We start from the raw sequence: 22,418 nt of genomic DNA, 5'->3' as shown, positions 1-22,418 counted from the left end.
TTTTATTCGTAATTTTTTTACGGATGAAAACTATTTTTATTAAAGGTACTGAGGTACTAAGTTGTAAAGGTTCTAAGTCGAACTACACATCTATTTTCTTTCTTCTATTTTCTATTTTCTACTCTCTTTTATCTTCTGCTCAAGTACAAGATACTACCAAAGTCAATCAGCTTGATAATGTACTAGTTTCGGCAGTACGTGTTACGGCGAAAACTCCTGTAAGTTTTAGTAATTTAAATAAAAAAGACATTAAATTCAGGAATTTAGGTCAGGATATACCTGTTCTTATGAATTATATGCCATCGGTTGTAACGACTTCGGATGCTGGAAACGGAATAGGTTATTCTGGAATTCGTGTTCGAGGAAGTGATGCAACGAGAGTGAATGTTACCATAAACGGAATTCCATATAACGATGCCGAAAGTCAAGGTACTTTTTGGGTAAATATGCCCGATTTTGCTTCTTCTGTAGAGAGTTTGCAGCTACAAAGAGGTGTTGGTACCTCAACGAACGGGTCTAGTGCTTTTGGAGCAAGTTTGAATTTATTAACCGATAGTTATGCAAAGAAAGCCACGGGAGAAATTGCTACTTCGGTTGGATCATTCAATACATTGAAAAACACAGTTAAGTTTAGTACAGGTTTATTAAATGACCATTTTGAAATTGCAGGACGTTTATCGGCCATAAAATCAGATGGATATATAGATAGAGCTAGTACCGATTTAAAATCTTATTTCTTACAAGGAACTTATGTAGGTAAAACGACTTTAATTAAGGCTTTGGTTTTTGGAGGAACCGAAAAAACGTACCAAGCTTGGAACGGAATTGATGCAGAAACTTTAAATACCAACAGAACATTTAATCCTGCAGGGATGTTTACTGATGAGTCTGGAAAGATTCGTTTTTATGATAATGAAACCGATAATTATAATCAAAACCATTATCAATTGCATTGGAGTGAATTTATATCCGAAAAATGGAGTACAAATCTGGCGGTGCATTATACCAAAGGAAAAGGATATTATGAAAATTATAAGGAAGATGCCGATTTTGCCGATTATGGGTTAATCCCTATTGGAACAATAAATACAACCGATTTGGTTAGACAAAAATGGTTAGATAATGATTTTTACGGAACTACTTTTTCTGCAAAATATGTTACAGATAAACTAGATGTAATTTTAGGAGGAGGATGGAATAGGTATGAAGGCGATCATTTTGGTAAAGTTATCTGGGCGAGATATGCTTCTCAATCAGAACTTGGAGATCATTATTATGATGATCATTCGGTTAAAACAGACGGGAATATTTTTGCGAAAGCAAATTATCAATTAACAGAAAAATTGAGTTTCTACGGGGATTTGCAATATCGAAATGTACAATATAAAGCCAATAGTAAAGAAACTGGTTTAGTCGATGATAAGTTTAATTTCTTCAACCCAAAAGCAGGGTTAAATTACGAAATTAACTTAAAAAACACTTTGTATTTTTCTTATGCAAGAGCCAATCGTGAGCCAAACAGAACGGATTATGAGGGTGGAAATGTAAAGCCAGAAAAACTAAATGATTTCGAATTGGGTTGGAGATATAATTCAGATAAAGTACAGATGAGTTCAAATGTATATTATATGGCGTACAAAGATCAATTGATTTTAACAGGAAGGTTAGACGATGTTGGCGCTCCAATTCGTGCTAATACCGAAAAAAGTTACCGTTTAGGATTAGAGGTAGATGCTACAATTGCCTTATCGGAGAAGTTTATAATAAGACCTAATTTTACATTAAGTAGTAATAAAAATGTTGATTTGGCAGTAGATGGAGAGTATTATGGTACTACAAGTATTGCCTATTCTCCAGAAGTGATAGTAGGAAATATTATTGTTTATAAACCAATCGAAGGATTATATGTTTCGCTATTGCAAAAGTTTGTAGGAGAGCAATACATGAATAATATAGAATTACCTGCTGCAAAACTAGCCGATTATTTTACAAATGATTTGAATATTGCGTATGAGATAAAACCAAAATCTATTTTTAAATCAATCACAATTACTGGTTTAGTAAATAACATCTTTGATAAAAAATATGTTTCAAACGGAGCCATGTGGGATATCTATCCGTCTTATTATCCGCAGGCAGGAATTAATTTCTTAGCTGGATTAACGCTTAAGTTTTAAATCAACTTAGTTTTATATTTAAAAAGCCTGAAAGTTTTAATCTTTCAGGCTTTTTGTTTTTTAGTTGTATACACGTAATGTATTTCCAGCTACGTCAACACGATATTGTTTTAGAGGGTATTCTTTATCACCTAAACCTGTAAATAGGCTATATGCTACTTTATCACAAGAACAAACGGCGTTTACTCCACTAATAGTCATGGCAACACATGATGATAAGGCTTGATTAGGACATGCTGCATCAAAGGCGTTGTATGTTCCTATGCCAGTGCAAAAAACGATTACTCCTTTTGCACCTTGATTTTGTATAATCACACCGTTGCTTACATATTTAAGATTTGAGTATAAAGGCAAGTTCATATCAACAGTGAAGTTAACAGTGTAATTAGGAATATTAGGGTTTTTATTATTCGTACGATTCTCGCTACATGATATAAGCAAGATAATAAACAGAGGTAAAAGCCAGATTTTTTTCATTATTGTAAAAAGAATTAGTGAAACAAAAATAATTTAATTAGATTTGAAATCTATATGATTAACATATAATTATGTACTATTAAAAATAATAGTATCTTTGTGATAAGAAATCCCGTCCCGATGGGATTTTTTCTATTTATATAAACGATGAAGTTATGAGTAAAGTATCTTATTATACCGCAGAAGGATTAAAAAAATTAAAAGATGAATTGGAGCACTTAAAAAGTGTAATGCGTCCAAAGGCATCTCAAGATATAGCCGAAGCAAGAGATAAAGGTGATTTATCTGAGAACGCCGAATATGATGCCGCCAAAGAAGCACAAGGTCTACTTGAAATGCGAATTTCGAAGATGGAAGAAGTGTATTCGAACGCAAGATTAATCGATGAGTCGCAATTAGATGTTTCTAAAGCATTGGTGCTTTCTAATGTGAAAATTAAAAATCAAAGCAACGGTATGGAAATGACCTATACACTTGTTGCAGAAAGTGAAGCAGATTTAAAAACAGGTAAGATATCTGTAACTTCTCCAATAGGAAAAGGGTTACTAGGTAAGTCTGTAGGTGAAGTTGCAGAAATTACGGTTCCAAATGGTGTTTTGAAATTTGAAATCCTTGAAATTACAAGAGACTAAGTTCATTGCTAGGAAGGAAGTAATCCCACTATTAAGATTTTAAAAATTAAAAGATGAGTACAATATTCACCAAAATAGTAAACGGAGAAATCCCAAGTTATAAAATCGCCGAAGATGCTAATTTTTTAGCATTTTTAGATGTAAATCCAAATGCCAAAGGACATACACTTTGTATCCCGAAGCAAGAAATTAATAAGATTTTTGACATGGATGATGAGTTATATCTAGGGTTAATGCAGTTTTCTAAAAAAATTGCGATCGCTTTGGAGAAAACAGTTCCTTGCAAAAGAGTTGGAATGGCAGTTGTAGGACTTGAAGTTCCTCACGCGCATGTACATTTAATTCCGCTTAACGAAATGGACGAAATGCGTTTTCATAATAAAGTATCACTTACTAAAGAAGAATTTGAGGCTTTGGCCAAAAGTATCCAGGCTAATTTATAGTCTTAAATAAGTAAGTTTTAAATAAAATAAAACCACAAATTCAATAAATGAGTTTGTGGTTTTTATTTTTAAGAAGGAGGGTTTACCTTGTAGTTAAGCTGGATGATTGTTCCTTTTCCTATTTCCGATTGTAAAACTTTTATCTTACCACTATGATATTCCTCGACAATTCTTTTTGTTAGCGAAAGTCCTAAGCCCCAACCTCTTTTTTTGGTTGTAAAACCAGGTTCAAATATGGCTTTAAATTGGTTTTTTGGAATTCCGATTCCTGTGTCCGAAACATTTATTTTTACTAAGTTTCCGTCTTGTTCAATTTTTAATGTCAAATTCCCTTTTCCTTTCATTGCATCAATGGCATTTTTTACCAAGTTCTCAATTGTCCAACTATGAAGGATAGGATTAATCATAACCATAATAGGATTTTCGGGCATCTGGCAGGAGAAATTTACCTGTTTAGAAAAACGAGATTGTAAATAATCATATGTGTTTAATGTTTCCTGAATTATATCTTTGTTTTCAAGTACGGGAGAGGATCCAATTTTCGAGAAACGATCGGTAATAGTTTGTAAACGTTCAATATCTTTCTCGATTTCGGATGTGATTGATTCATCAATATTTTCAGTTTTCAGGAATTCGACCCAGCCAATTAATGAAGAAAGCGGTGTTCCTATTTGATGTGCTGTTTCTTTTGCCATTCCTGCCCAAAGTTTATTTTGGGTAGCCATTTTTGTACTTCTGTAAAAGTTGTAAACCAAACCGGCAAACAAGAAAATAATCAACAATAAAGCAACAGGATAATACTTGAGTTTATTCAATAACTCGGAGTTACCATAATAAAGCTCCTGATGTTTTCCAGGCGCATATTCGATTACAATAGCTTCATTTTCATTTTTTAAATTTTTTAAAAAAGAAATTGCTTTATGTTTATCTTTTATGATGGTTTCATCAATATTCACAGCGCTAATGATACTGTCTTTCTCAGTTAAAATTATAGGAATCGATGTGTTGTTGCTAAATATTAGCAGAGGTAATTCGACATCAGTGTTTTCGTCAGCATTGATTAATGTCTTTTGAGCATTTGCCCAGAGATTCATTTTTAACCGTTCTTCGTTTTTAAAAATCTGAAAAAAAGTATAAGTATTCCACAGAATTAATGAAATGATCAAAAAGGAAGCACAAATAATGATCCAGCGTGTAGTATTTCTTCTTTCTGAAAAAAACATAAATTAATTTTTGAGGTATAAATATAACGAAATAAACACAGTTTATATTTTGTGCGAAGGCAAAGATTTTATTTTTAAAATGTATTGACCTCTTTCGAAACTTAAACGATTTACGTACTTTTGTTGTCTTCTAATAATGATTAGAAAGATAAAAGTATGATTAGTATTGATCCAAAGGAAATTACGACAGCAAAATTGCAAGGTTACTTACAAAGTGCTGTTGGACCTAGACCTATTGCTTTCGCAAGTACTATAGATAAAGACGGAAAACCGAATTTATCGCCATTTAGTTTCTTCAATGTATTTAGTGCTAATCCGCCAATTTTAGTTTTTTCACCATCTCGTAGAGTACGTGATAATTCTATAAAACATACTTTAATCAATGCCGAGGCTACAGGAGAAGTTGTTATTAATGTTGTTAATTATGATATTGTACAACAAACATCGTTGGCAAGTACAGAATATGCCGATGGAGTTAATGAATTTATAAAATCAGGATTAACGCAAGTTCCATCAGATATTGTAAAACCATATCGCGTAAAAGAGTCGCCAGTACAATTTGAATGTAAGGTAACACAAATTATTCCGTTAGGGACAGAAGGAGGAGCTGGAAATCTAATTCTTTGCGAAGTGGTGAAAATTCATATTCACGAAGCAATTTTAGATGAAAACGGAGCTATTGATCAACATAAAATAGATTTGGTTTCCCGCTTAGGAAGTAATTGGTATTCGAGATCGAATCAAGGACTTTTTGAAGTCGAAAAACCACTTACAACTCTTGGAGTTGGAGTAGATGCGATACCTGATTATGTAAAAGAAAGTACTGTTTTTGATGGTAATGATTTAGGGAAATTAGGCAATATCGAAGCCTTGCCTACAATAGAAGAAGTTAGTATCTTTGTGAAAGAAAACTTTTCGGTGAAAGGAGTATTGAGCTCTGATGATGAGGTAAAAGTGCATAAAGAGGCTAAAAAGTATCTTGATAATAATGATGTAATATCGGCTTGGAAAGTACTTTTGGCTAAAAAGGATAAAAAATAAATAACAATTAAATAAAAACGGAGATGGAAGTTACAGGAAAAGTAAAAGTTGTTAATCCAGAACAACAAGTTAGTGCATCATTTAAGAAAAGAGAACTTGTAGTTACTACAGAAGAGCAATATCCTCAACACATCATGATCGAATTTACTCAGGATAAATGCGATTTGTTGAGTAGTTATAAAACGGGAGATCCAGTAAAAGTTTCAATTAACTTAAGAGGTAGAGAATGGGTTAATCCACAAGGAGAAACTAGATATTTTAACAGTATCCAAGGATGGAGAATTGAGAAATTAGATACAGCTGCTCCAGGTCAAACGCCTCCAATGCCTGCTGCAGAAGCTTTTGCTCCAGCTACAAATTTAAATGAAGACGAACCAGACGATTTACCATTTTAATCAATAGGTTTTGATTTTATAATAAGCAGACCCGGCAATTTTTTTAAATTTGTCGGGTTTTTATATTTTATCTAAAAATGTATTATTTATCCGAAGTTTTATTTTTTCCGCCAGTTTCAGAAGCCAATTATGATGGGATTCTGGCTATTGGTGGTGATTTATCTGTAGAACGATTGCAATTGGCATATCGCAACGGAATTTTTCCGTGGTTTAATGAAGGTGAACCGATATTATGGTGGGCACCAAATCCTAGGATGGTTTTGTTTTTGGATGAATTGATTGTGACTAAAAGCATGCGTAATATTCTTAATCGAAATATTTTTAAGGTTACTTTCAACCAGAATTTTAGAGATGTAATTTCGAATTGTCAGAAGATAAAACGTGATGGTCAAAACGGAACCTGGATTTCTAATAACATGATTGAATCCTATTGTAAACTTCATGAGATGGGTTTTGCAAAATCGGTTGAGGTGTGGGAGAATGATGTATTGGTAGGTGGTTTATATGGTGTAGATTTAGGACATGTTTTTTGTGGAGAAAGTATGTTCTCAAAAGTGTCAAATGCATCCAAAGTAGCTTTTATTGCTTTAGTAAATAAACTAAAAGAGGAGAATTATAAACTCTTAGATTGTCAGGTTTATAATCCACATCTGGAAAGTTTAGGGTGCCGAGAAATTGAACGTGATGTTTTTATGCAAATTTTAAATAATGATGAGTACTAGTTACATTGTAAAAGAACTTTATATCTATCCTATCAAAAGTTTGGCAGGAATTAGTTGTAAAAGCGCTATGGCCGAAGAAATGGGGTTTGAAAACGACCGCAGATGGATGCTTGTAGATGAGTTTAATCAATTTATTACCCAAAGGGAATATCCTTTTTTAAGTCAGTTCTACCCACAAATTTCGGATGGAAAGATGACAATAACATATCTAGATAAAAAGCATGAATTTTTTATTGATGAAAACTTAGGCGCACCAATTTCTTCGATGGTATGGGATGATAAAAGTGAAGTTGTTGAGGTAAATAAAACTACTTCAGAATGGTTTACTACTCAAATAGGATTTACTTGTAAACTAGTTAAAATCATTAATATCGGAGATAGAAAACATACTAGTTCAAAACTAGATACCACATTTAATGTTAGCCTTGCCGATGGTTATCCGTACTTATTGATAGGAAGCGAAAGTCTGGATAATTTAAATGAAAAACTCCAAGAGAAAATAACTTTTTTAAGGTTCAGACCCAATATTGTAATTACTACTACGGTTGCACACGAAGAAGATAATTTTGAAGCATTTCAGATTGGAAATGGCAAATTCAAAAATATAAAACCTTGCGGAAGATGCATCATGGTAAATAATGATCCTAGTAAAGGTGTTGTAAAAAAAGAACCATTAAAAACATTAAGTAAGTATCGTAAAATAGATAATTCCGTTTTCTTTGGTACAAATTTAATATGTCTGGAAAATGCTGTTATTAATGTTGGTGATACTATGGTTTTCTAGAAATTCAGTTTAATAAAGTTCCAGTTTATCGTATCAAAAAGAACTAATTCGTTATTTAATACAGGTAAACCCAGTATTAGTTTTAATGTTTCGTGTGCCATCATCGTACCGATTATTCCGGGTAATGTGCCAAGAACACCGTTGAGATTACAATTAGGAACATCTTTAGGGTCGGGCATTTCTGGAAATAAATCGCGTAAATTTTTACTGCCATTGTGATTAAAAACCGCTACTTGTCCTTCAAATTTTAAGATACTTCCGTAAACCAGTGTTTTGTTTAAATCCACACAAGTGTCATTAATAAGATAGCGAGTTTTAAAATTATCCGAACCATCTACAACAAAATCAAATTCCTGAATAATTTGAGATGCATTTTCGGGAGTCAATTTTTCTTCAAAAGGAATAACAGTAATTAACGGATTCAGTTTTTCGACTACAGTTTTAGCAGTCGAAGTTTTGGCTTGACCAACAGTTTCTTCTGTATATAAAATTTGACGATGTAGATTGTGAATTTCTATTATATCAAAATCTACAATACCGATTGTTCCCACTCCTGCGGTTGCTAAATATTGCAAAATAGGACAGCCCAAACCACCAGCACCAATAACCAATACTTTTGCTTGTTTTATTTTTTCTTGTCCGATATCACCAATTTCAGGCAACATCATTTGGCGGTTATAACGTAAAAAATCTTGTATTATACTCATGAAATTTTAGATTTTAGACTGTTGATTTTAGATTGTTGAAATCGTTACTCAAAAAAATATTATTATAGCTTTTGTTCCAATCTTTCCAAACAGGTTCGTACCCACTATTGGTAATAATTTTTGCTATTTCTTGGGCAGAACGTTCATCGCTAATCTCAAATTGCTCTAATGATTGTGGATCAACAACGTATCCGCCAGGGTTTGTTTTTGAACCTGCACTCATACTTGTTGTTCCAATCGGGATGATGTTATTTCTGAATTTTTCATTTTCACGCGTAGATATGGAGATTTCTAAATCTTCATTCCATAATCGGTATGCACAAATCAGTTGTGTTAAATCTTTATCATCCATAATAAAATTGGGTTCGATGATACCTTCGGCTGGACGTAACCTCGGGAAAGAAACGGAATACTTTGTTTGCCAATATTTTTTTTGGAGGTAATCTATGTGCAAAGCATTAAAAAAGCTGTCTGTACGCCAATCTTCTAAGCCTAATAAAACACCTAATCCAATTTTATGAATACCAGCTGTTCCAATTCTGTCAGGAGTTTCTAATCTAAAATCGAAATTTGATTTTTTGCCTTTAGTATGATATTTTTTGTAAATCTCCTGATGATACGTTTCCTGATATACTAATACAGAATAGACACCAGCTTCATGAAGTTTTTCATATTCTTCGGTAGAGAGCGGTTGAACTTCAACAGAAATAATCGAAAAATGTTCTCTTATTTGAGTAATGGCATTCAGAAAATAATTAATATTTACCGTATAATTTGCTTCGCCAGTTACCAATAAAACATGGTCGAATCCGATATTTTTTAAAGCTTCAACTTCCAGTTTAATCTCAGGGTCAGAAAGTGTTTTTCGTTTGATTTTATTGTCCAAGCTAAAACCGCAATAAGTACAAATGTTCTGGCATTCGTTACTTAAATAAAGTGGCGCATACATCTGAATCGTTTTGCCAAAGCGCTTCTTTGTCAATTCATGACATTCTTGCGCCATTTGCTCTAAATAAGGTAAAGCAGCAGGAGAAATTAATGCCAGAAAATCATCAAGATTTCGTTTGTTTTTAGTCAAAGCACGTTCTACTTGCTGAGAAGAAGTTTGATATATTTTGGATTGGATGGTATTCCAGTCGTATTGATTAAAAACAGATTTGAATGTGTTCATTGGATTTTGTTTTTTAACCGCAAAGGGCACAAAGGTTTACGCAAAGTCCGCAAAGCTTTGTGTTCTTAGCGTTTTTTCTTAGTGTACTTTGCGGTTAAATAATTTAAATTAATCATATAAAAAAGAAGTCAACGGGCTCGAAGCAATTGCTTGATTATATTGTTTTCCTAGTTTAGCTTCATAGGCTTTTCGGCCAGCGATTACAGCTTCCCTAAAAGCTTCTGCCATTAATTCTGGATTTCCTGCTACGGCAATTGCAGTATTAACCAAAACAGCATCAGCGCCTAATTCCATAGCTTTTGCGGCGTCGGAGGGGGCTCCGATTCCAGCATCGATAATTACAGGAACATTGCTTTGCTCGATTATAATCTCTAAGAAATCTATTGTCTTTAATCCTTTATTACTGCCAATAGGAGAGCCCAAAGGCATTACGGCAGCTGTTCCTACATCTTCAAGACGTTTGCATAAAACAGGATCAGCATGAATGTAGGGAAGCACAATAAAACCTAGTTTAGCCAATTCTTCGGTAGCTTTTAAAGTTTCGATAGCATCGGGCATTAAGTACTTTGGATCAGGATGAATTTCGAGTTTTAGCCAATTGGTTTCAAGGGCTTCACGTGCTAATTGCGCGGCAAATATTGCTTCTTTAGCATTTCTGGCGCCGGATGTATTTGGTAATAAATTAATTCTCGGATGTTTTAAATGTGATAAAATAGCATCGGTTTCAGTTTCTAAATCAATGCGTTTTAAAGCAACCGTAACTAATTCGCTTCCCGAAGCCAAAATAGCTTTTTCCATTTCCAGATTCGAGCCAAATTTTCCTGTTCCCAAAAATAAACGGGATTCCAGTATTTTATCGCCTATTTTAAATAATGACGTTTGCATATAATTTTTCGTTAAGTTGAGTAATGAGTTTTCCTTTTTCGGGACTTTTGGTAATTATTCCAGAAACAGCAATACCATGAATTCCGGTTTCTATTAATTGATCAGCGTTTTCTAATGTGATTCCGCCAATAGCATAAATAGGAATTTCGAAATTATTAGATTTGATTTTCTGCATAATCTCATAATATCCTTCTAAACCTAAAATCGGATTTAATTTCTCTTTAGTTTTTGTGAACTGAAATGGACCAAGACCAATATAATCGCAGCCATTTTTTATATGATTTGAAATATCTTCAAATGTATTGGCAGTTCCTCCAATGATTTTAGTATTTCCTAATATGGCTCGAGCTTCTTCAATTTTTGTGTCTGAAAGTCCTAGATGAACTCCATCGGCAGCAATTTGTTGTGCCAGATATACATTGTCATTGATGATGAAATTAGCTAGGTATTCTTCGCATAAAAATTTTACCGCTTCCGCTAAAGCAAAAGCATTCTTTGTAGTTTGGTTTTTAAATCGCATTTGTACCCAATCACAGCCATTATCTAACGCCTCGTGAATATTGTACAATTGTGCCTCGATTGTATTTCCTTGTGAGATGTATTGTAGTTTATTGTACATAATGATATCCGATTAAGGTTGAAGTTGAATTCAAGTATTTTTCGATATAATTTTTAGCATTTACACAGGCTGATTTTAAATCTTGACCCAAAGCCAGATTAGCAGCAATAGCCGATGATAATACGCAACCCGAACCATGTTTGGCATAACATTTGGTGTTATTTGGCGTAAGCACAAAAAGATCATTTTGGCTATAGAAATAATCAGTTCCGATAGCTTTGTTGTTATGTCCGCCTTTTAATAAAATAGCCGTTGGGATTTGTTTATCTAATTGACTTTCGTCAAAATCAAAATCAGGAAATAGTTTTTTTACTTCATTAAAATTTGGTGTAATCAAATCAATTTTAGCAAGTATTTCGATTAAATCAGTTTTGTTTTCGATGGTAATAAAATCAAATTCGGTTGTAGATTTTAAAACCGTATCCCAGACTATTTGGGTTTTAGGCGAAAGTTCTTTTATATTAAAAATAATTTCTTTTAAATAATGTAGAGAAGGAACAATACCGATTTTTACCACCTTTATATCATAACTTACGAATAGTGTTTTTATAGAGCGTAACACAAAATCAAGAGATGTCCATTCTATTTCAAAGAATTCTTTTTCTGTCTGAATTGAATTTCCTGTATTTATGGCAAGTCCAGCTACATGATGTTGCTCAAAAGTTTTGCAATCTGCTAGAACTCCAGCACCGCCAGATGGATCAAAACCAGCTATTGTAAGTACGAAAGGGCGATTCTCTGACATGATTTAAAATTTTTAATTGGGTTTTCGGAATTCCAAATAGTTCCTAATAAAGCAACATTATCAAAGCCATTTATCAACGACTTTTCTATATTTTTAGCATTAATTCCGCCTAAAGCAATCAGTTTAGTTTTTGTATTAGTTCTGTCTTTTATGGCTTCAAATAAATCTGTTTTAGGAAGATAATCGTCCTTAGAAATACTTGGATAAACAGGACTCAAAAAAGCATATTCAAATTCGGGAGCTAATGAATTAAAATCCGAAATTGAATGTGTTGATGTTGATGAAATTAGATTTGTAAACTTTGGAGGTAACTCCAGATTCTTTTTTCTTTTTTCCTCTGTAAAATGGATTCGATTTATCTTAAAACTTTCGACTAATTCATGGTGACTGTGTAATACCAATTGCGGTCTAAATTCAGGATTTATCTGAGCTACAAACGAAATCATTTCCTTTAGCGAATAACTAGGTTTTCGAACATGAAACAATTGTAATCCTTCCTCAAAAAGAGAATGGATTACATTTATTTCGTTTGCTATTGCTGTTGGATTTGATAGAACTATCATAGTCTTGCCTCTTTGTTCTATTTTCTTTCTTAAATATAAATCTCTTTTCCTAACTCAATAAACTCTTCCGATTTCTCTTGCATTCCTTTTTCGGCTGCAGCCACATCACGGATTTCCTGAGATATTTTCATAGAACAGAATTTTGGACCACACATCGAGCAGAAATGAGCAATTTTTGCACCTTCAGCAGGAAGTGTTTCATCGTGGAATTCTCTTGCTGTATCAGGGTCTAATGATAGATTAAACTGATCTTCCCATCTAAATTCAAAACGTGCTTTACTCAATGCATTGTCACGATATTGTGCTCCCGGATGGCCTTTGGCTAAATCGGCAGCATGAGCTGAGATTTTATAAGTGATAACGCCATCTTTTACATCCTTTTTATTTGGCAGACCTAGATGCTCTTTTGGTGTAACATAACACAACATCGCGCAACCATACCAACCAATCATTGCAGCTCCAATAGCCGAAGTAATATGGTCATAACCCGGTGCAATATCTGTAGTTAATGGGCCAAGAGTGTAAAATGGAGCTTCATTACAATGTTCTAATTGTTTGTCCATGTTTTCTTTAATCATATGCATTGGCACGTGACCTGGACCTTCTATAAATACCTGAACATCATGTTTCCAGGCAATTTTGGCTAATTCTCCAAGAGTTTCCAGTTCGGCAAATTGTGCAGCATCATTGGCATCGGCAATAGAACCTGGACGTAAACCATCTCCTAGAGAAAAAGCTACATCATATTGTTTCATGATTTCGCAGATTTCCTCAAAGTGAGTATATAAGAAGTTTTCTTTATGATGAAATAAACACCACTTTGCCATTATAGATCCACCACGAGAAACAATTCCTGTAACACGTTCGGCAGTAAGATGAATGTAACGTAATAAAACACCTGCGTGAATCGTGAAATAAGAAACACCTTGCTCGGCTTGCTCGATAAGAGTATCACGGAAAACTTCCCAAGTTAAATCTTCGGCAATTCCTTTTACTTTTTCGAGTGCCTGATAAATAGGAACTGTCCCAATTGGCACTGGCGAATTACGAATAATCCATTCTCTGGTTTCGTGAATGTTTTTTCCTGTAGATAAGTCCATTATAGTATCAGCTCCCCAGCGACAAGCCCAAACAGCTTTTTCGACTTCTTCCTCAATGGTCGATGTTACAGCACTATTACCAATATTAGCATTTATTTTTACCAAGAAATTACGACCTACAATCATAGGTTCGCTTTCGGGATGGTTAATGTTGTTCGGAATAATGGCGCGACCAATTGCGACTTCGCTTCGTACAAATTCTGGAGTTATCTTGCTTTTTGGAGTATTAGCACCAAAACTATGTCCAGCATGTTGGCATTGCATAGCTTTAGTTTGCTCATTTAGTAACTCAATACGTTGGTTTTCGCGAATGGCAATATATTCCATTTCAGGAGTAATAATTCCTTGTTTAGCGTAATAAAGTTGTGTAACGTTTGCGCCTTTTTTGGCACGTTTTGGTTGGTGTAAATACTCAAAACGCAAGTGATTTAAACTCTCATCATTTAATCGAATTTGTCCGTAATCAGAACTGATTTCGTCTAGAATTTCTACATCATTTCGCCCTAAAATCCATTCTTCTCTTAAGCGAGGTAATCCTTTTCGGATGTCGATTTGGATATTCGGATCGGTGTAAGGGCCTGATGTATCATAAATTGTTACAGAAGGATTTTTTTCGATTCCGCCATTAGAAAGTCTGGTATCGCTAAGAGTTACCTCGCGCATAGCAACTTTTATGGGATGTATTTCTCCGTTAACATATACTTTATTGGAGTTAGGGAAAGGAGTTCTGGATATTTTTTCTTCGTTAGTCATGGGAGGAAGTTTAAAGTTTTTAACTTGATTGTAAATTTTGTTAGATGTTTTATAGTGACGCATGTGTACAGGCGCATATGTAGAGACGCATTGCAGTGCGTCTTCAGTTCGTTGATAGATACAATTATCCTCCCTGCGTAGCAGAAATAATTAAGATTTCGTCGGTTTCGTTTAGGATATGAGTATTCCAGATGGGTTTTGGAATAACGGTGTTATTTATGGCAACGGCAATGCCATTTTGTTTGTTGGGAATTTCGAGATCGAGCAATGCTTGAACGCTAAGAGTTTCAGCATTGAATTGTTTGGTTTCTTGATTGATTTTTAGTTCCATTCCTTCAGAATTTAGTATATAGTTATACTTTAGGAATGGCTACAATGGCATATAGGTATGCACGGAAGTCATCTTACTTTTCCCTACGCTAGTATGAACTAGATCAGGTTCAGAGGGTAAAATCTCAGCCTACTTTATTGTAGACACCCCTAAAGTGTGAAGCAAATGTAATAATTTTTTGTTTAAACATTTAATGTTTAACGTTTAAAGTTGTTAGATGTCTAACTTCCCCTTTGGGGATTGAGGGGATTTCCAGCAATCTTCGATATGATCATTGACCATTCCTGTGGCTTGCATTTGGGCGTAAATAACGGTTGAGCCAACAAATTTAAATCCTCTCTTTTTTAAATCTTTACTAATCGCGTCAGAAAGTGGAGTAGTGGCAGGAACGTCTTTTAAGGTTTTTGGATTGTTGATGATGGGTTTTCCATCAGTAAATTTCCAGATGTAATCGGAAAAACTTCCAAATTCCTCTTGTATTTTTATAAATGCCTGAGCATTGCTAACTGCCGAACGTATTTTTAATTTGTTTCGGATTATTCCAGTATCTTGTAATAAGGATTCGATTTTGTCTTCGGGATATTGAGCGATTTTTTTATAATCAAAATTGTCAAAAGCTGCTCTAAAATTTTCTCTTTTGTTTAATATCGTTATCCAGCTTAATCCTGCTTGAAAGGTTTCGAGAGTAAGAAACTCAAATAATGATGCATCATCGTAAACAGGAATACCCCATTCTTCGTCATGGTATTTTTTGTATAAATCGCTTGCTGAGCACCAGCCACATCTTATTGGTTCCATTTTTAATTATATTTTTTTAAATATTGAAATTTGTGAAACTGTTTCCTTTTCAGTTTTAGTTAAAATTCTAATTTTTAATGTGCTTTCGTTTAGCACTATAATTTCTGAGTTTGCAGGTTCTGATTCTATGATATGATCAGAGTCTAGCATATATTTTATAAGAGAAAGAGTAGATTCGTTTTTTATGTATTTTCCATTGTCTTCGATAGTATAACATTCTTCTTTGTGTTTACTAAACAGTATGACTTTATATGTTCCGTCAGGCAGGAATTCTATATAATCTTTACCGCATTCTGTTACATTGACACGGTCTGTAAAAATCTCGTGGTCGATGGGACCAATTCCGTATTGTAAAATTTCCCATTTACCAACAATTGAAGCATTTTTTTCATTGTCGCTGTCATTGCTACAGCCTGTAGCAGTAAATATTAATGTCGTTATAAATAAAAAGAGAATGCTTGTTTTGTTCATTTTGTGATTGGTTTTATTGTTCAAAATTGCTTGACAAAAGTAATATTTCGAGGGCATAAAAAAAACCTCAAATCTATAAGACTTGAGGTTTTTATAAATTGTAATTTTCTAAATAAATTAGATCTTTTTGTAGATAAAAATTTCTGAAACTTTTACTTTTTCTACTTCATAACTACGTTGAGTTTTTAAAGTACTATCGTCTAGAATTACGATTTCAGAATCAACTGCCTCAGGCTCTTCTTCACTACCTTTAAGGGTAAGTGTTGATCCATTTTTTGTGTATTGACCACCATCTTGTATTGTGACACATTTTCCGTTTTCTTTATCGAACAAAATTACTTTATATGTTCCATCAGCGAAAAACTCCATGTAGTCTTTACCACATTCAATTTCATTGTCGTGATCTTGTAATGCTTCTTGACCACCAGCTCCAATTCCATATTGTGAGAATGCCCATTTACCAACGATTGATGCATCGTTGTCATTATCACTGCTACATGATGAAATAGCTAATCCAAGTACTGCTACAAATAAGAATAGAATGTAATTTTTTTTCATTTTAGTTTAGGTTTTTTTTTGTTAAAATTAGTTCGCAAAACTAATGTTTTAAACTATAAATCAAAAAAAATAAACAGGTTTTTATGTGTTAATTTGTGACAAAATGTTAATTGTTTGACTATGAGAAGGGTGTCTTGTGAGATTACTTCCCTATTTTCCAATGGTAGCCTTTTACAGAAGGAATATAGGCTGAAGTTCCAATGATAATTAAGTCGTGATAGGTTTTCTTGTTGTATTTTATTCCAATTGCTCTCCCGGAAGTGTACATTTTGTTTGCTTCAAATTTAATCTTTATTCGAGCATCGGTAAATTTAGCATCTGAAATTCTTTCAATAAACCAAGTCGATTTCCATTTGATGTCAAATTCATCTTCGGCAGTTTTGGTGATGCTTTTAATTAATTTTACGCCCTCTTTAGGGATATTGTGAATCTCAATTAATTCTTTTTGAGTTAGCGTTTCACCTGTTTTGCAAGTGGATAGTAATTTTTGGAAATAAATAAAACCTTTGAGTTTTTCAGTTTCGGGATTTTCTATTCCTATGCTATCTTTTGAGGTAATTGCTTCTTTGGTAATTTTTTTGGTTTTTGTTGTTTTCTCAGTGGAAACTATTGTGCTTGAAATAGAATCTTTTACTGCTGTTATGGTTTCTATTGTGTTTTTTGAGATGCTTTTTATTTTCTCGGAAATTGCGGTAGTAGATTGTAGTAATTGTTTTCTATCATTTTTGTTGCAACTAAATGAGCAGTATGCAATTAAAATTAATAAAAGGATATAGTAGTTTTTCATGCGCTAAACTTATCTTTTTTTTCTTTAGAATTATCTTCATCTAAATATTTTTTAATCAAATGATGTCCAACATAGATTAATGGAGTTAATACTATTGCCAGAGTAAGCTTGAATGTATACCCTGTTAAAGCCGACGAAATAAAGGTATCAAAATTAATTTTTCCAGGCAACCAAAAAGCAATTCCCAGAACAATGAAAGAATCGAATAATTGTGAAATAACAGTTGAACCGGTCGCGCGTAGCCATATTTTTCTTTCTCCTGTTCGTTTTTTGAAAAACCAAAATATCCAAACGTCTATTAATTGAGAAGCCATAAATGCAATAATACTACCAACAATAATCCACATACTTTGTCCAAAAACGGCAAGAAATTGATCGTCATTTACAGGACTAATTCCTTTTGCGGCTGGAATTACGATTGCTATAAATAATATAAGAAAGGCATAAGCAATTAAACAGGCGGTTATGAAAGAAAGCTTTTTTACACCTTTTTCTCCAAAGTATTCATTTATTAAATCTGTTGTTAGAAAAACAATTGGCCAAGGCAAAATTCCGATGCTCATAACAAAAGGACCAACTTGAATTAATTTTCCTCCAATTAATTCAGCTACTACTGCATTGGTAATAAAAATTCCGGCAAGTATAACAAAAACAATTTCTTTTCGGGTTTTAAACATACATATTTTTTAATGTGCCAAATTTAATATATTATTCCGAGTATTTATTTTCATTGAAAATATTCTAAGTTGTATGGGGTGTAGATCTGTTTTTTATTTATTTCATACTGATTAATAGTTATATTTGATTATTGTATTTGTTTTCAAAAATATATTAGATAACGAGATGAAAAAAAATATTACTATTCTTATTATGGCTACTTTTTTAACTACTGCTCAATCTCAGACAAATTCTCAGAATCCATTATTACAAAAATGGACTGGTCCGTATGGTGGTGTGCCAGCTTTTACGGAGTATAAAATAGCCGATTTAAAACCTGCTTTTGATGTTGCTATCAAGCAAAAAAATGATGAGATTGATGCTATTGCTAATAATGCAAAACCTGCAACTTTTGATAATACAATTGCCGAATTGGAACGTTCTGGTAAAACCTTGTCGCGAGTTATGACAGTTTACGGTATTTATTCTTCGAATATTAGTACTCCTGAATTTGCTTTGATAGAAAAAGATATCGAGCCATTACTTGCAGGGCAATCAACTAAGTTTTATCAAAACAGAAAGTTATTTGCTAGAATCGAAAAACTATATAATTCTCCTGATAAAAAGAAATTAACTAGCGAGCAACAAAGACTTATTTGGGTTTATTATACAGAGTTTAATAAGCAAGGAGCTAATTTAAGTGATGGGGATAAGGCAAAAGTTGCAGAAATTAATAAGCAATTATCAACGTTGTTTTCTAAGTTTAGTCAAAATTTATTGGCTGAAGAAAATGACCAATATGTTGCATTAACCACTGATGCTGATTTTGATGGTTTGCCTGACGGAATAAAAAAAGCTGCTATAGCTCAAGCCAAAGAAAGAAAACTTTCGACAATGGGTTGTATTGCTAATACACGTTCTTTTGTAGAGCCTTTTTTAACTTTTTCGACTAATAGAGTGTTAAGAGAGAAAGTTTGGAGAATGTTTATAAACAGAGGAGATAACGGAGACGAACATGATAATAAATCGACTTTGGTCGAAATATTACAGCTTCGTGCAGCAAAAGCTAAACTTTTGGGATATCCTACTTTTGCACATTGGAATTTAACGAATAGAATGGCTAAAACTCCCGAAAGAGCAATGGCTTTAATGGAAGCTGTTTGGGAGCCTGCTGTAAATCAAGTTCACAAAGATGTTGCCGATATGCAGAAGATTGTTGTTGCCGAAGGAGGAAAGTTCCAGATAGAACCTTGGGATTATCGTTATTATGCTGAAAAAGTTAGAAAAGCAAAATATGATTTAGATCAAAATGTGGTTAAAGAATATCTTCAACTAGAAAAATTACGTGAAGGAATGTTTTGGGTTGCTGGTGAATTGTTTGATTTAAAATTTAAACAAATAACAGATGTTCCTGTATATCATCCAGATGTAAGGGTTTGGGAAGTGTCTAATATAAAGACTGGAAAAGTAGTTGGTTTATGGTATTTTGATCCATATGCTCGTAAAGGAAAGCGTTCAGGAGCTTGGATGAATGCGTATAGAAAGCAACAAAAACTAGATGGTAATGTCCTTACGATAGTTTCTAATAATAGTAATTTTATAAAAGGGAATGATAATGAACCTATTTTGATTTCATGGACAGATGCTACTACTTTGTTTCATGAATTCGGTCATGCATTACATGGTTTATGTTCGGATGTTACGTATCCTACATTATCAGGAACTGCTGTTGCAAGAGATTATGTAGAGTTCCCGTCTCAAATTCTAGAGCGTTGGTTAGAAACTCCTGAGGTGCTGAATAAATTTGCTTTGAACTATAAAACAGGAACACCTATTCCTAAAGATTTGGTTGAGCGTATTGCGAAAGCAGCAACATTTAATGAAGGATTTTCTACTGTAGAGACAATTTCAAGTTCGCTTATCGATATGAAATTACATTTAGCAGGAGATTCGGTTATAGATCCTACAGTTTTTGAAAAAGAAATATTGACTAAACTTAATATGCCTAAAGAAATTGTAATGCGTCATCGTATTCCTCAATTCGGACATATTTTCTCTAGTGATGGTTATGCAAGTGGATATTATAGTTATTTATGGGCAGATGTAATCAGTGCAGATGCTTATGAAGCTTTTACAGAGGCAAAAGGACCTTATGATAAGGATGTTGCCAAAAGGTTACACGATAAGATATTTAGTGTTGGTAATACAACAGATCAGGAAGAAGCTTATAGATCTTTTAGAGGACACAATCCTGAGATTAATGCTTTAATGAAAGCAAGAGGTTTTGAAGTTCCGGTTGCAAAATCAAACAAATAGTTATAATAAAAAAGAGAGACCGTATAGTCTCTCTTTTTTTATGCGAATTAGAATAGATTATCCTAAAGTAACTCTTTTGAAACCTGTAATTTCAACATTGAATCCTTTAACGTAATCACCAACTTTTTTACTATCATCTTTGATGAAGTTTTGGTCAAGTAAAGCTTTCTCTTGATCTAAAGTAGTGTTGTCAGAGATGAAACGTTGAACTTTTCCTGGAATAATTTTATCCCAAATTTGTTCTGGTTTACCTTCAGCTTTTAATTCAGCTTTAGCATCTTCTTCAGCTTGTTTTAAAACTTCTTCAGTTAATTGAGAGAAAGAAATGTATTTAGGAACATTTTTTAAAGTTTTTCCTAAACGTTTAGCTTCTTCATTATCCTTTTCGATTACAGCAATACGAGCAGCAAGTTCAGATTCAACGAAAGCAGGATCAAAATCTTTGTAAGATAATGTATCAGCTCCCATAGAAGCAACTTGCATAGAAACATCTTTAGTTAAAACGTCAGCGTTAGGAATTGCAGCAGAAATTGCAGTTAATGCAGCAATTTTGTTAACGTGAACATAAGATCCAACAAAAGCACCTTCTAAAATTTCAAAACCACCGATTTCGATTTTTTCTCCGATAACTCCAGTTTGCTCGATTAATTTTTCAGCAACAGTAATTCCGTTGAAATCTGAAGCTAAGAATTCTTCTTTAGAAGAGAAGTTGATTGCTTTTTTAACTAATTCTTTAGCTAAAGCTATAAAAGTTTCATTTTTACCTACGAAATCAGTTTCGCAGTTTAAAGTGATGATAGCTCCTTTAGTATTGTCAGCATTGATAAAAGAAACAGCAGCTCCTTCAGAAGACTCACGGTCAGAACGGTTAGCAGCAACTTTTTGTCCTTTTTCTCTAAGGACTTGTATAGCTTTATCGAAATCTCCGTCAGCCTCAACTAAAGCTTTTTTACAGTCCATCATTCCGGCACCTGTAGATTGTCTTAATTTATTTACGTCTGCAGCAGTAATTGTTGCCATAATATTTTGAATTTTAATGTTAAAAGTAAAAATTCCAATCCTTAAATCTCAAATTCCAATTTTATTAAATTATCAACGTTACGTTTCTAATTTTTTATGGGATTTGGAATTTAAAAATTGGAATTTAAATGTTTATTTATTCTTTTGTTTCAGCAGGAGCTTCAACAGCTTCAGCAGCTGGAGTTGCTTCGTCTGTAGCAGGCAATAAGTCAGTCTCTTTATCAGAACCTCTGTCAGAAAGACCTTCAACGATTGCAGCTGTAACTAAAGATAAAATTTTATCAATTGATTTAGAAGCATCATCATTTGATGGGATTACATACTCTACTTCTCTTGGATCAGAGTTAGTATCCACCATTGCAAAAACTGGAATGTTTAATTTTTGTGCTTCTTTTATTGCGATATGTTCAGCTTTGATATCTACTACGAACAATGCTGCAGGTAGTCTAGACATGTCTGCGATTGAACCTAAGTTTTTCTCTAATTTAGCACGAAGACGATCTACTTGTAAACGCTCTTTCTTAGAAAGTGTCATGAAAGTACCGTCTTTCTTCATTTTATCAATAGTAGCCATTTTTTTAACAGCTTTACGGATAGTTACGAAGTTAGTTAGCATTCCACCAGGCCATCTTTCAGTGATATAAGGCATGTTTGCAGCTTTTGCTTTATCAGCAACGATGTCTTTAGCTTGTTTTTTGGTAGCTACGAATAATATTTTTCTACCTGATGCAGCGATTTTTTTCAAAGCTTCATTAGCCTCTTCGATTTTTGCTGCAGTTTTATATAGATTGATAATGTGAATACCATTACGCTCCATATAAATGTAAGGAGCCATGTTTGGATCCCATTTTCTAGTCATGTGTCCAAAGTGAACACCTGCTTCTAGTAATTCTTTTACTTCTACTTTGTTTGCCATTTTTGTACTAGTTTACGTTCTGTTGATTAGCAATGCATAAATGGCGATTTTGTCGGCTTTATACATTTAGATGCTAAACTATTTCCTACCTCGATAGGAGAGCAACAACAACTGTGTTTTTTAAATT

The 22,418-nt window shown here is 33.5% G+C and carries 25 protein-coding genes and 1 riboswitch; of the genes, 8 read left to right on the top strand and 17 right to left on the bottom strand.

The window, feature by feature from the left end:
• Positions 1–23 precede the first annotated feature (23 nt).
• Entirely contained in the window at positions 24–2,177 is a 2,154-nt protein-coding gene (locus OIU83_RS19530; RefSeq protein WP_264207945.1) for a TonB-dependent receptor, read from the top strand.
• 60 nt (positions 2,178–2,237) lie between these two features.
• On the opposite strand, the gene OIU83_RS19525 is transcribed toward OIU83_RS19530, so the two are convergent.
• Positions 2,238–2,654, bottom strand: a complete 417-nt coding sequence (locus OIU83_RS19525; RefSeq protein ID WP_264207944.1) for a Rieske (2Fe-2S) protein — start codon at positions 2,652–2,654, stop codon at positions 2,238–2,240.
• Positions 2,655–2,809: 155 nt separating this feature from the next.
• On the opposite strand from OIU83_RS19525, the gene greA reads away from it, so the two are divergent.
• Positions 2,810–3,286, top strand: a complete 477-nt coding sequence (gene greA, locus OIU83_RS19520; RefSeq protein WP_264207943.1) for a transcription elongation factor GreA — start codon at positions 2,810–2,812, stop codon at positions 3,284–3,286.
• A gap of 53 nt (positions 3,287–3,339) precedes the next feature.
• Positions 3,340–3,729, top strand: coding sequence for an HIT family protein (locus OIU83_RS19515; RefSeq protein WP_264207942.1), 390 nt, complete (start codon positions 3,340–3,342; stop codon positions 3,727–3,729).
• 68 nt (positions 3,730–3,797) lie between these two features.
• On the opposite strand, the gene OIU83_RS19510 is transcribed toward OIU83_RS19515, so the two are convergent.
• Positions 3,798–4,952, bottom strand: a complete 1,155-nt coding sequence (locus tag OIU83_RS19510) for a sensor histidine kinase (protein WP_264207941.1) — start codon at positions 4,950–4,952, stop codon at positions 3,798–3,800.
• A 156-nt stretch (positions 4,953–5,108) separates the two neighbouring features.
• Here OIU83_RS19510 and OIU83_RS19505 point away from each other — a divergent pair, with 156 nt between their 5' ends.
• From OIU83_RS19505 to OIU83_RS19490, 4 genes are all read left to right on the top strand, one after another.
• On the top strand, positions 5,109–5,993 hold the full coding sequence (locus OIU83_RS19505) for a flavin reductase family protein (RefSeq protein WP_264207940.1): 885 nt from the start codon (positions 5,109–5,111) through the stop codon (positions 5,991–5,993).
• Positions 5,994–6,016: 23 nt separating this feature from the next.
• On the top strand, positions 6,017–6,388 hold the full coding sequence (locus OIU83_RS19500) for a DUF3127 domain-containing protein (RefSeq protein WP_264207939.1): 372 nt from the start codon (positions 6,017–6,019) through the stop codon (positions 6,386–6,388).
• Between the two features lie 77 nt (positions 6,389–6,465).
• Positions 6,466–7,110, top strand: coding sequence for a leucyl/phenylalanyl-tRNA--protein transferase (aat, locus tag OIU83_RS19495; RefSeq protein ID WP_264207938.1), 645 nt, complete (start codon positions 6,466–6,468; stop codon positions 7,108–7,110).
• A complete protein-coding gene (locus OIU83_RS19490; RefSeq protein WP_264207937.1) occupies positions 7,100–7,894 on the top strand; it encodes an MOSC domain-containing protein in 795 nt (264 codons plus the stop codon). Before aat ends, OIU83_RS19490 begins: the two co-directional genes overlap by 11 nt.
• On the opposite strand, the gene OIU83_RS19485 is transcribed toward OIU83_RS19490, so the two are convergent.
• From OIU83_RS19485 to OIU83_RS19425, 13 genes are all read right to left on the bottom strand, one after another.
• Positions 7,891–8,601: a HesA/MoeB/ThiF family protein gene (locus OIU83_RS19485; RefSeq protein ID WP_264207936.1), complete on the bottom strand. Its 711-nt coding sequence runs from the start codon at positions 8,599–8,601 to the stop codon at positions 7,891–7,893. The genes OIU83_RS19490 and OIU83_RS19485 overlap by 4 nt on opposite strands.
• Positions 8,602–8,614: 13 nt before the next feature.
• Positions 8,615–9,772 (bottom strand): 2-iminoacetate synthase ThiH, encoded by a 1,158-nt coding sequence (gene thiH, locus OIU83_RS19480; RefSeq protein WP_264207935.1) that lies wholly within the window; start codon positions 9,770–9,772, stop codon positions 8,615–8,617.
• Between the two features lie 108 nt (positions 9,773–9,880).
• Complete coding sequence (locus OIU83_RS19475; protein ID WP_264207934.1) at positions 9,881–10,657, bottom strand: thiazole synthase; 777 nt, start codon at positions 10,655–10,657, stop codon at positions 9,881–9,883.
• Positions 10,638–11,276, bottom strand: a complete 639-nt coding sequence (locus OIU83_RS19470; protein WP_264207933.1) for a thiamine phosphate synthase — start codon at positions 11,274–11,276, stop codon at positions 10,638–10,640. Before OIU83_RS19470 ends, OIU83_RS19475 begins: the two co-directional genes overlap by 20 nt.
• On the bottom strand, positions 11,266–12,021 hold the full coding sequence (locus OIU83_RS19465; RefSeq protein WP_264207932.1) for a hydroxymethylpyrimidine/phosphomethylpyrimidine kinase: 756 nt from the start codon (positions 12,019–12,021) through the stop codon (positions 11,266–11,268). Before OIU83_RS19465 ends, OIU83_RS19470 begins: the two co-directional genes overlap by 11 nt.
• Positions 11,988–12,584: a thiamine phosphate synthase gene (locus OIU83_RS19460; protein ID WP_264207931.1), complete on the bottom strand. Its 597-nt coding sequence runs from the start codon at positions 12,582–12,584 to the stop codon at positions 11,988–11,990. Before OIU83_RS19460 ends, OIU83_RS19465 begins: the two co-directional genes overlap by 34 nt.
• A 29-nt stretch (positions 12,585–12,613) precedes the next feature.
• Positions 12,614–14,437, bottom strand: coding sequence for a phosphomethylpyrimidine synthase ThiC (gene thiC, locus OIU83_RS19455; protein ID WP_264207930.1), 1,824 nt, complete (start codon positions 14,435–14,437; stop codon positions 12,614–12,616).
• Positions 14,438–14,561: 124 nt separating this feature from the next.
• On the bottom strand, positions 14,562–14,768 hold the full coding sequence (gene thiS, locus OIU83_RS19450; protein WP_264207929.1) for a sulfur carrier protein ThiS: 207 nt from the start codon (positions 14,766–14,768) through the stop codon (positions 14,562–14,564).
• 63 nt (positions 14,769–14,831) lie between these two features.
• Positions 14,832–14,929: riboswitch (TPP riboswitch) on the bottom strand.
• 52 nt (positions 14,930–14,981) lie between these two features.
• Positions 14,982–15,566, bottom strand: a complete 585-nt coding sequence (locus tag OIU83_RS19445) for a DNA-3-methyladenine glycosylase I (protein ID WP_264207928.1) — start codon at positions 15,564–15,566, stop codon at positions 14,982–14,984.
• Positions 15,567–15,572: 6 nt separating this feature from the next.
• Entirely contained in the window at positions 15,573–16,037 is a 465-nt protein-coding gene (locus tag OIU83_RS19440) for a lipocalin family protein (RefSeq protein ID WP_264207927.1), read from the bottom strand.
• 117 nt (positions 16,038–16,154) lie between these two features.
• The gene (locus tag OIU83_RS19435; RefSeq protein ID WP_264207926.1) at positions 16,155–16,595 is read right to left on the bottom strand and encodes a lipocalin-like domain-containing protein; all 441 of its coding nucleotides are present in this window, start codon (positions 16,593–16,595) and stop codon (positions 16,155–16,157) included.
• Positions 16,596–16,737: 142 nt separating this feature from the next.
• Positions 16,738–17,382, bottom strand: a complete 645-nt coding sequence (locus tag OIU83_RS19430) for a hypothetical protein (RefSeq protein WP_264207925.1) — start codon at positions 17,380–17,382, stop codon at positions 16,738–16,740.
• Positions 17,379–18,059, bottom strand: a complete 681-nt coding sequence (locus OIU83_RS19425; RefSeq protein WP_264207924.1) for a queuosine precursor transporter — start codon at positions 18,057–18,059, stop codon at positions 17,379–17,381. The genes OIU83_RS19430 and OIU83_RS19425 overlap by 4 nt, the downstream gene beginning before the upstream one ends.
• A gap of 166 nt (positions 18,060–18,225) precedes the next feature.
• On the opposite strand from OIU83_RS19425, the gene OIU83_RS19420 reads away from it, so the two are divergent.
• Positions 18,226–20,355: a M3 family metallopeptidase gene (locus tag OIU83_RS19420; protein WP_264207923.1), complete on the top strand. Its 2,130-nt coding sequence runs from the start codon at positions 18,226–18,228 to the stop codon at positions 20,353–20,355.
• A 57-nt stretch (positions 20,356–20,412) separates the two neighbouring features.
• Here OIU83_RS19420 and tsf read toward each other — a convergent pair whose 3' ends face one another.
• Both tsf and rpsB read right to left on the bottom strand, forming a co-directional pair.
• Positions 20,413–21,375 (bottom strand): translation elongation factor Ts, encoded by a 963-nt coding sequence (tsf, locus tag OIU83_RS19415; protein ID WP_264207922.1) that lies wholly within the window; start codon positions 21,373–21,375, stop codon positions 20,413–20,415.
• 136 nt (positions 21,376–21,511) lie between these two features.
• Complete coding sequence (gene rpsB / locus OIU83_RS19410; protein ID WP_264207921.1) at positions 21,512–22,291, bottom strand: 30S ribosomal protein S2; 780 nt, start codon at positions 22,289–22,291, stop codon at positions 21,512–21,514.
• Positions 22,292–22,418 lie beyond the last annotated feature (127 nt).

This window comes from Flavobacterium shii (assembly GCF_025847235.1).
GTDB lineage: Bacteria > Bacteroidota > Bacteroidia > Flavobacteriales > Flavobacteriaceae > Flavobacterium > Flavobacterium shii.
The sequence above is the reverse complement of the archived record's forward strand: the minus strand, read 5'-3'. Positions and strand labels throughout refer to the sequence as shown.

Coding starts and splice junctions, on each gene's coding strand:
- OIU83_RS19530 (WP_264207945.1), top strand. CDS start 24: ATGAAAACTATTTTTATTAAAGGTACTGAGGTACTAAGTTGTAAAGGT.
- OIU83_RS19525 (WP_264207944.1), bottom strand. CDS start 2,654: ATGAAAAAAATCTGGCTTTTACCTCTGTTTATTATCTTGCTTATATCA.
- greA (WP_264207943.1), top strand. CDS start 2,810: ATGAGTAAAGTATCTTATTATACCGCAGAAGGATTAAAAAAATTAAAA.
- OIU83_RS19515 (WP_264207942.1), top strand. CDS start 3,340: ATGAGTACAATATTCACCAAAATAGTAAACGGAGAAATCCCAAGTTAT.
- OIU83_RS19510 (WP_264207941.1), bottom strand. CDS start 4,952: ATGTTTTTTTCAGAAAGAAGAAATACTACACGCTGGATCATTATTTGT.
- OIU83_RS19505 (WP_264207940.1), top strand. CDS start 5,109: ATGATTAGTATTGATCCAAAGGAAATTACGACAGCAAAATTGCAAGGT.
- OIU83_RS19500 (WP_264207939.1), top strand. CDS start 6,017: ATGGAAGTTACAGGAAAAGTAAAAGTTGTTAATCCAGAACAACAAGTT.
- aat (WP_264207938.1), top strand. CDS start 6,466: ATGTATTATTTATCCGAAGTTTTATTTTTTCCGCCAGTTTCAGAAGCC.
- OIU83_RS19490 (WP_264207937.1), top strand. CDS start 7,100: ATGAGTACTAGTTACATTGTAAAAGAACTTTATATCTATCCTATCAAA.
- OIU83_RS19485 (WP_264207936.1), bottom strand. CDS start 8,601: ATGAGTATAATACAAGATTTTTTACGTTATAACCGCCAAATGATGTTG.
- thiH (WP_264207935.1), bottom strand. CDS start 9,772: ATGAACACATTCAAATCTGTTTTTAATCAATACGACTGGAATACCATC.
- OIU83_RS19475 (WP_264207934.1), bottom strand. CDS start 10,657: ATGCAAACGTCATTATTTAAAATAGGCGATAAAATACTGGAATCCCGT.
- OIU83_RS19470 (WP_264207933.1), bottom strand. CDS start 11,276: ATGTACAATAAACTACAATACATCTCACAAGGAAATACAATCGAGGCA.
- OIU83_RS19465 (WP_264207932.1), bottom strand. CDS start 12,021: ATGTCAGAGAATCGCCCTTTCGTACTTACAATAGCTGGTTTTGATCCA.
- OIU83_RS19460 (WP_264207931.1), bottom strand. CDS start 12,584: ATGATAGTTCTATCAAATCCAACAGCAATAGCAAACGAAATAAATGTA.
- thiC (WP_264207930.1), bottom strand. CDS start 14,437: ATGACTAACGAAGAAAAAATATCCAGAACTCCTTTCCCTAACTCCAAT.
- thiS (WP_264207929.1), bottom strand. CDS start 14,768: ATGGAACTAAAAATCAATCAAGAAACCAAACAATTCAATGCTGAAACT.
- OIU83_RS19445 (WP_264207928.1), bottom strand. CDS start 15,566: ATGGAACCAATAAGATGTGGCTGGTGCTCAGCAAGCGATTTATACAAA.
- OIU83_RS19440 (WP_264207927.1), bottom strand. CDS start 16,037: ATGAACAAAACAAGCATTCTCTTTTTATTTATAACGACATTAATATTT.
- OIU83_RS19435 (WP_264207926.1), bottom strand. CDS start 16,595: ATGAAAAAAAATTACATTCTATTCTTATTTGTAGCAGTACTTGGATTA.
- OIU83_RS19430 (WP_264207925.1), bottom strand. CDS start 17,382: ATGAAAAACTACTATATCCTTTTATTAATTTTAATTGCATACTGCTCA.
- OIU83_RS19425 (WP_264207924.1), bottom strand. CDS start 18,059: ATGTTTAAAACCCGAAAAGAAATTGTTTTTGTTATACTTGCCGGAATT.
- OIU83_RS19420 (WP_264207923.1), top strand. CDS start 18,226: ATGAAAAAAAATATTACTATTCTTATTATGGCTACTTTTTTAACTACT.
- tsf (WP_264207922.1), bottom strand. CDS start 21,375: ATGGCAACAATTACTGCTGCAGACGTAAATAAATTAAGACAATCTACA.
- rpsB (WP_264207921.1), bottom strand. CDS start 22,291: ATGGCAAACAAAGTAGAAGTAAAAGAATTACTAGAAGCAGGTGTTCAC.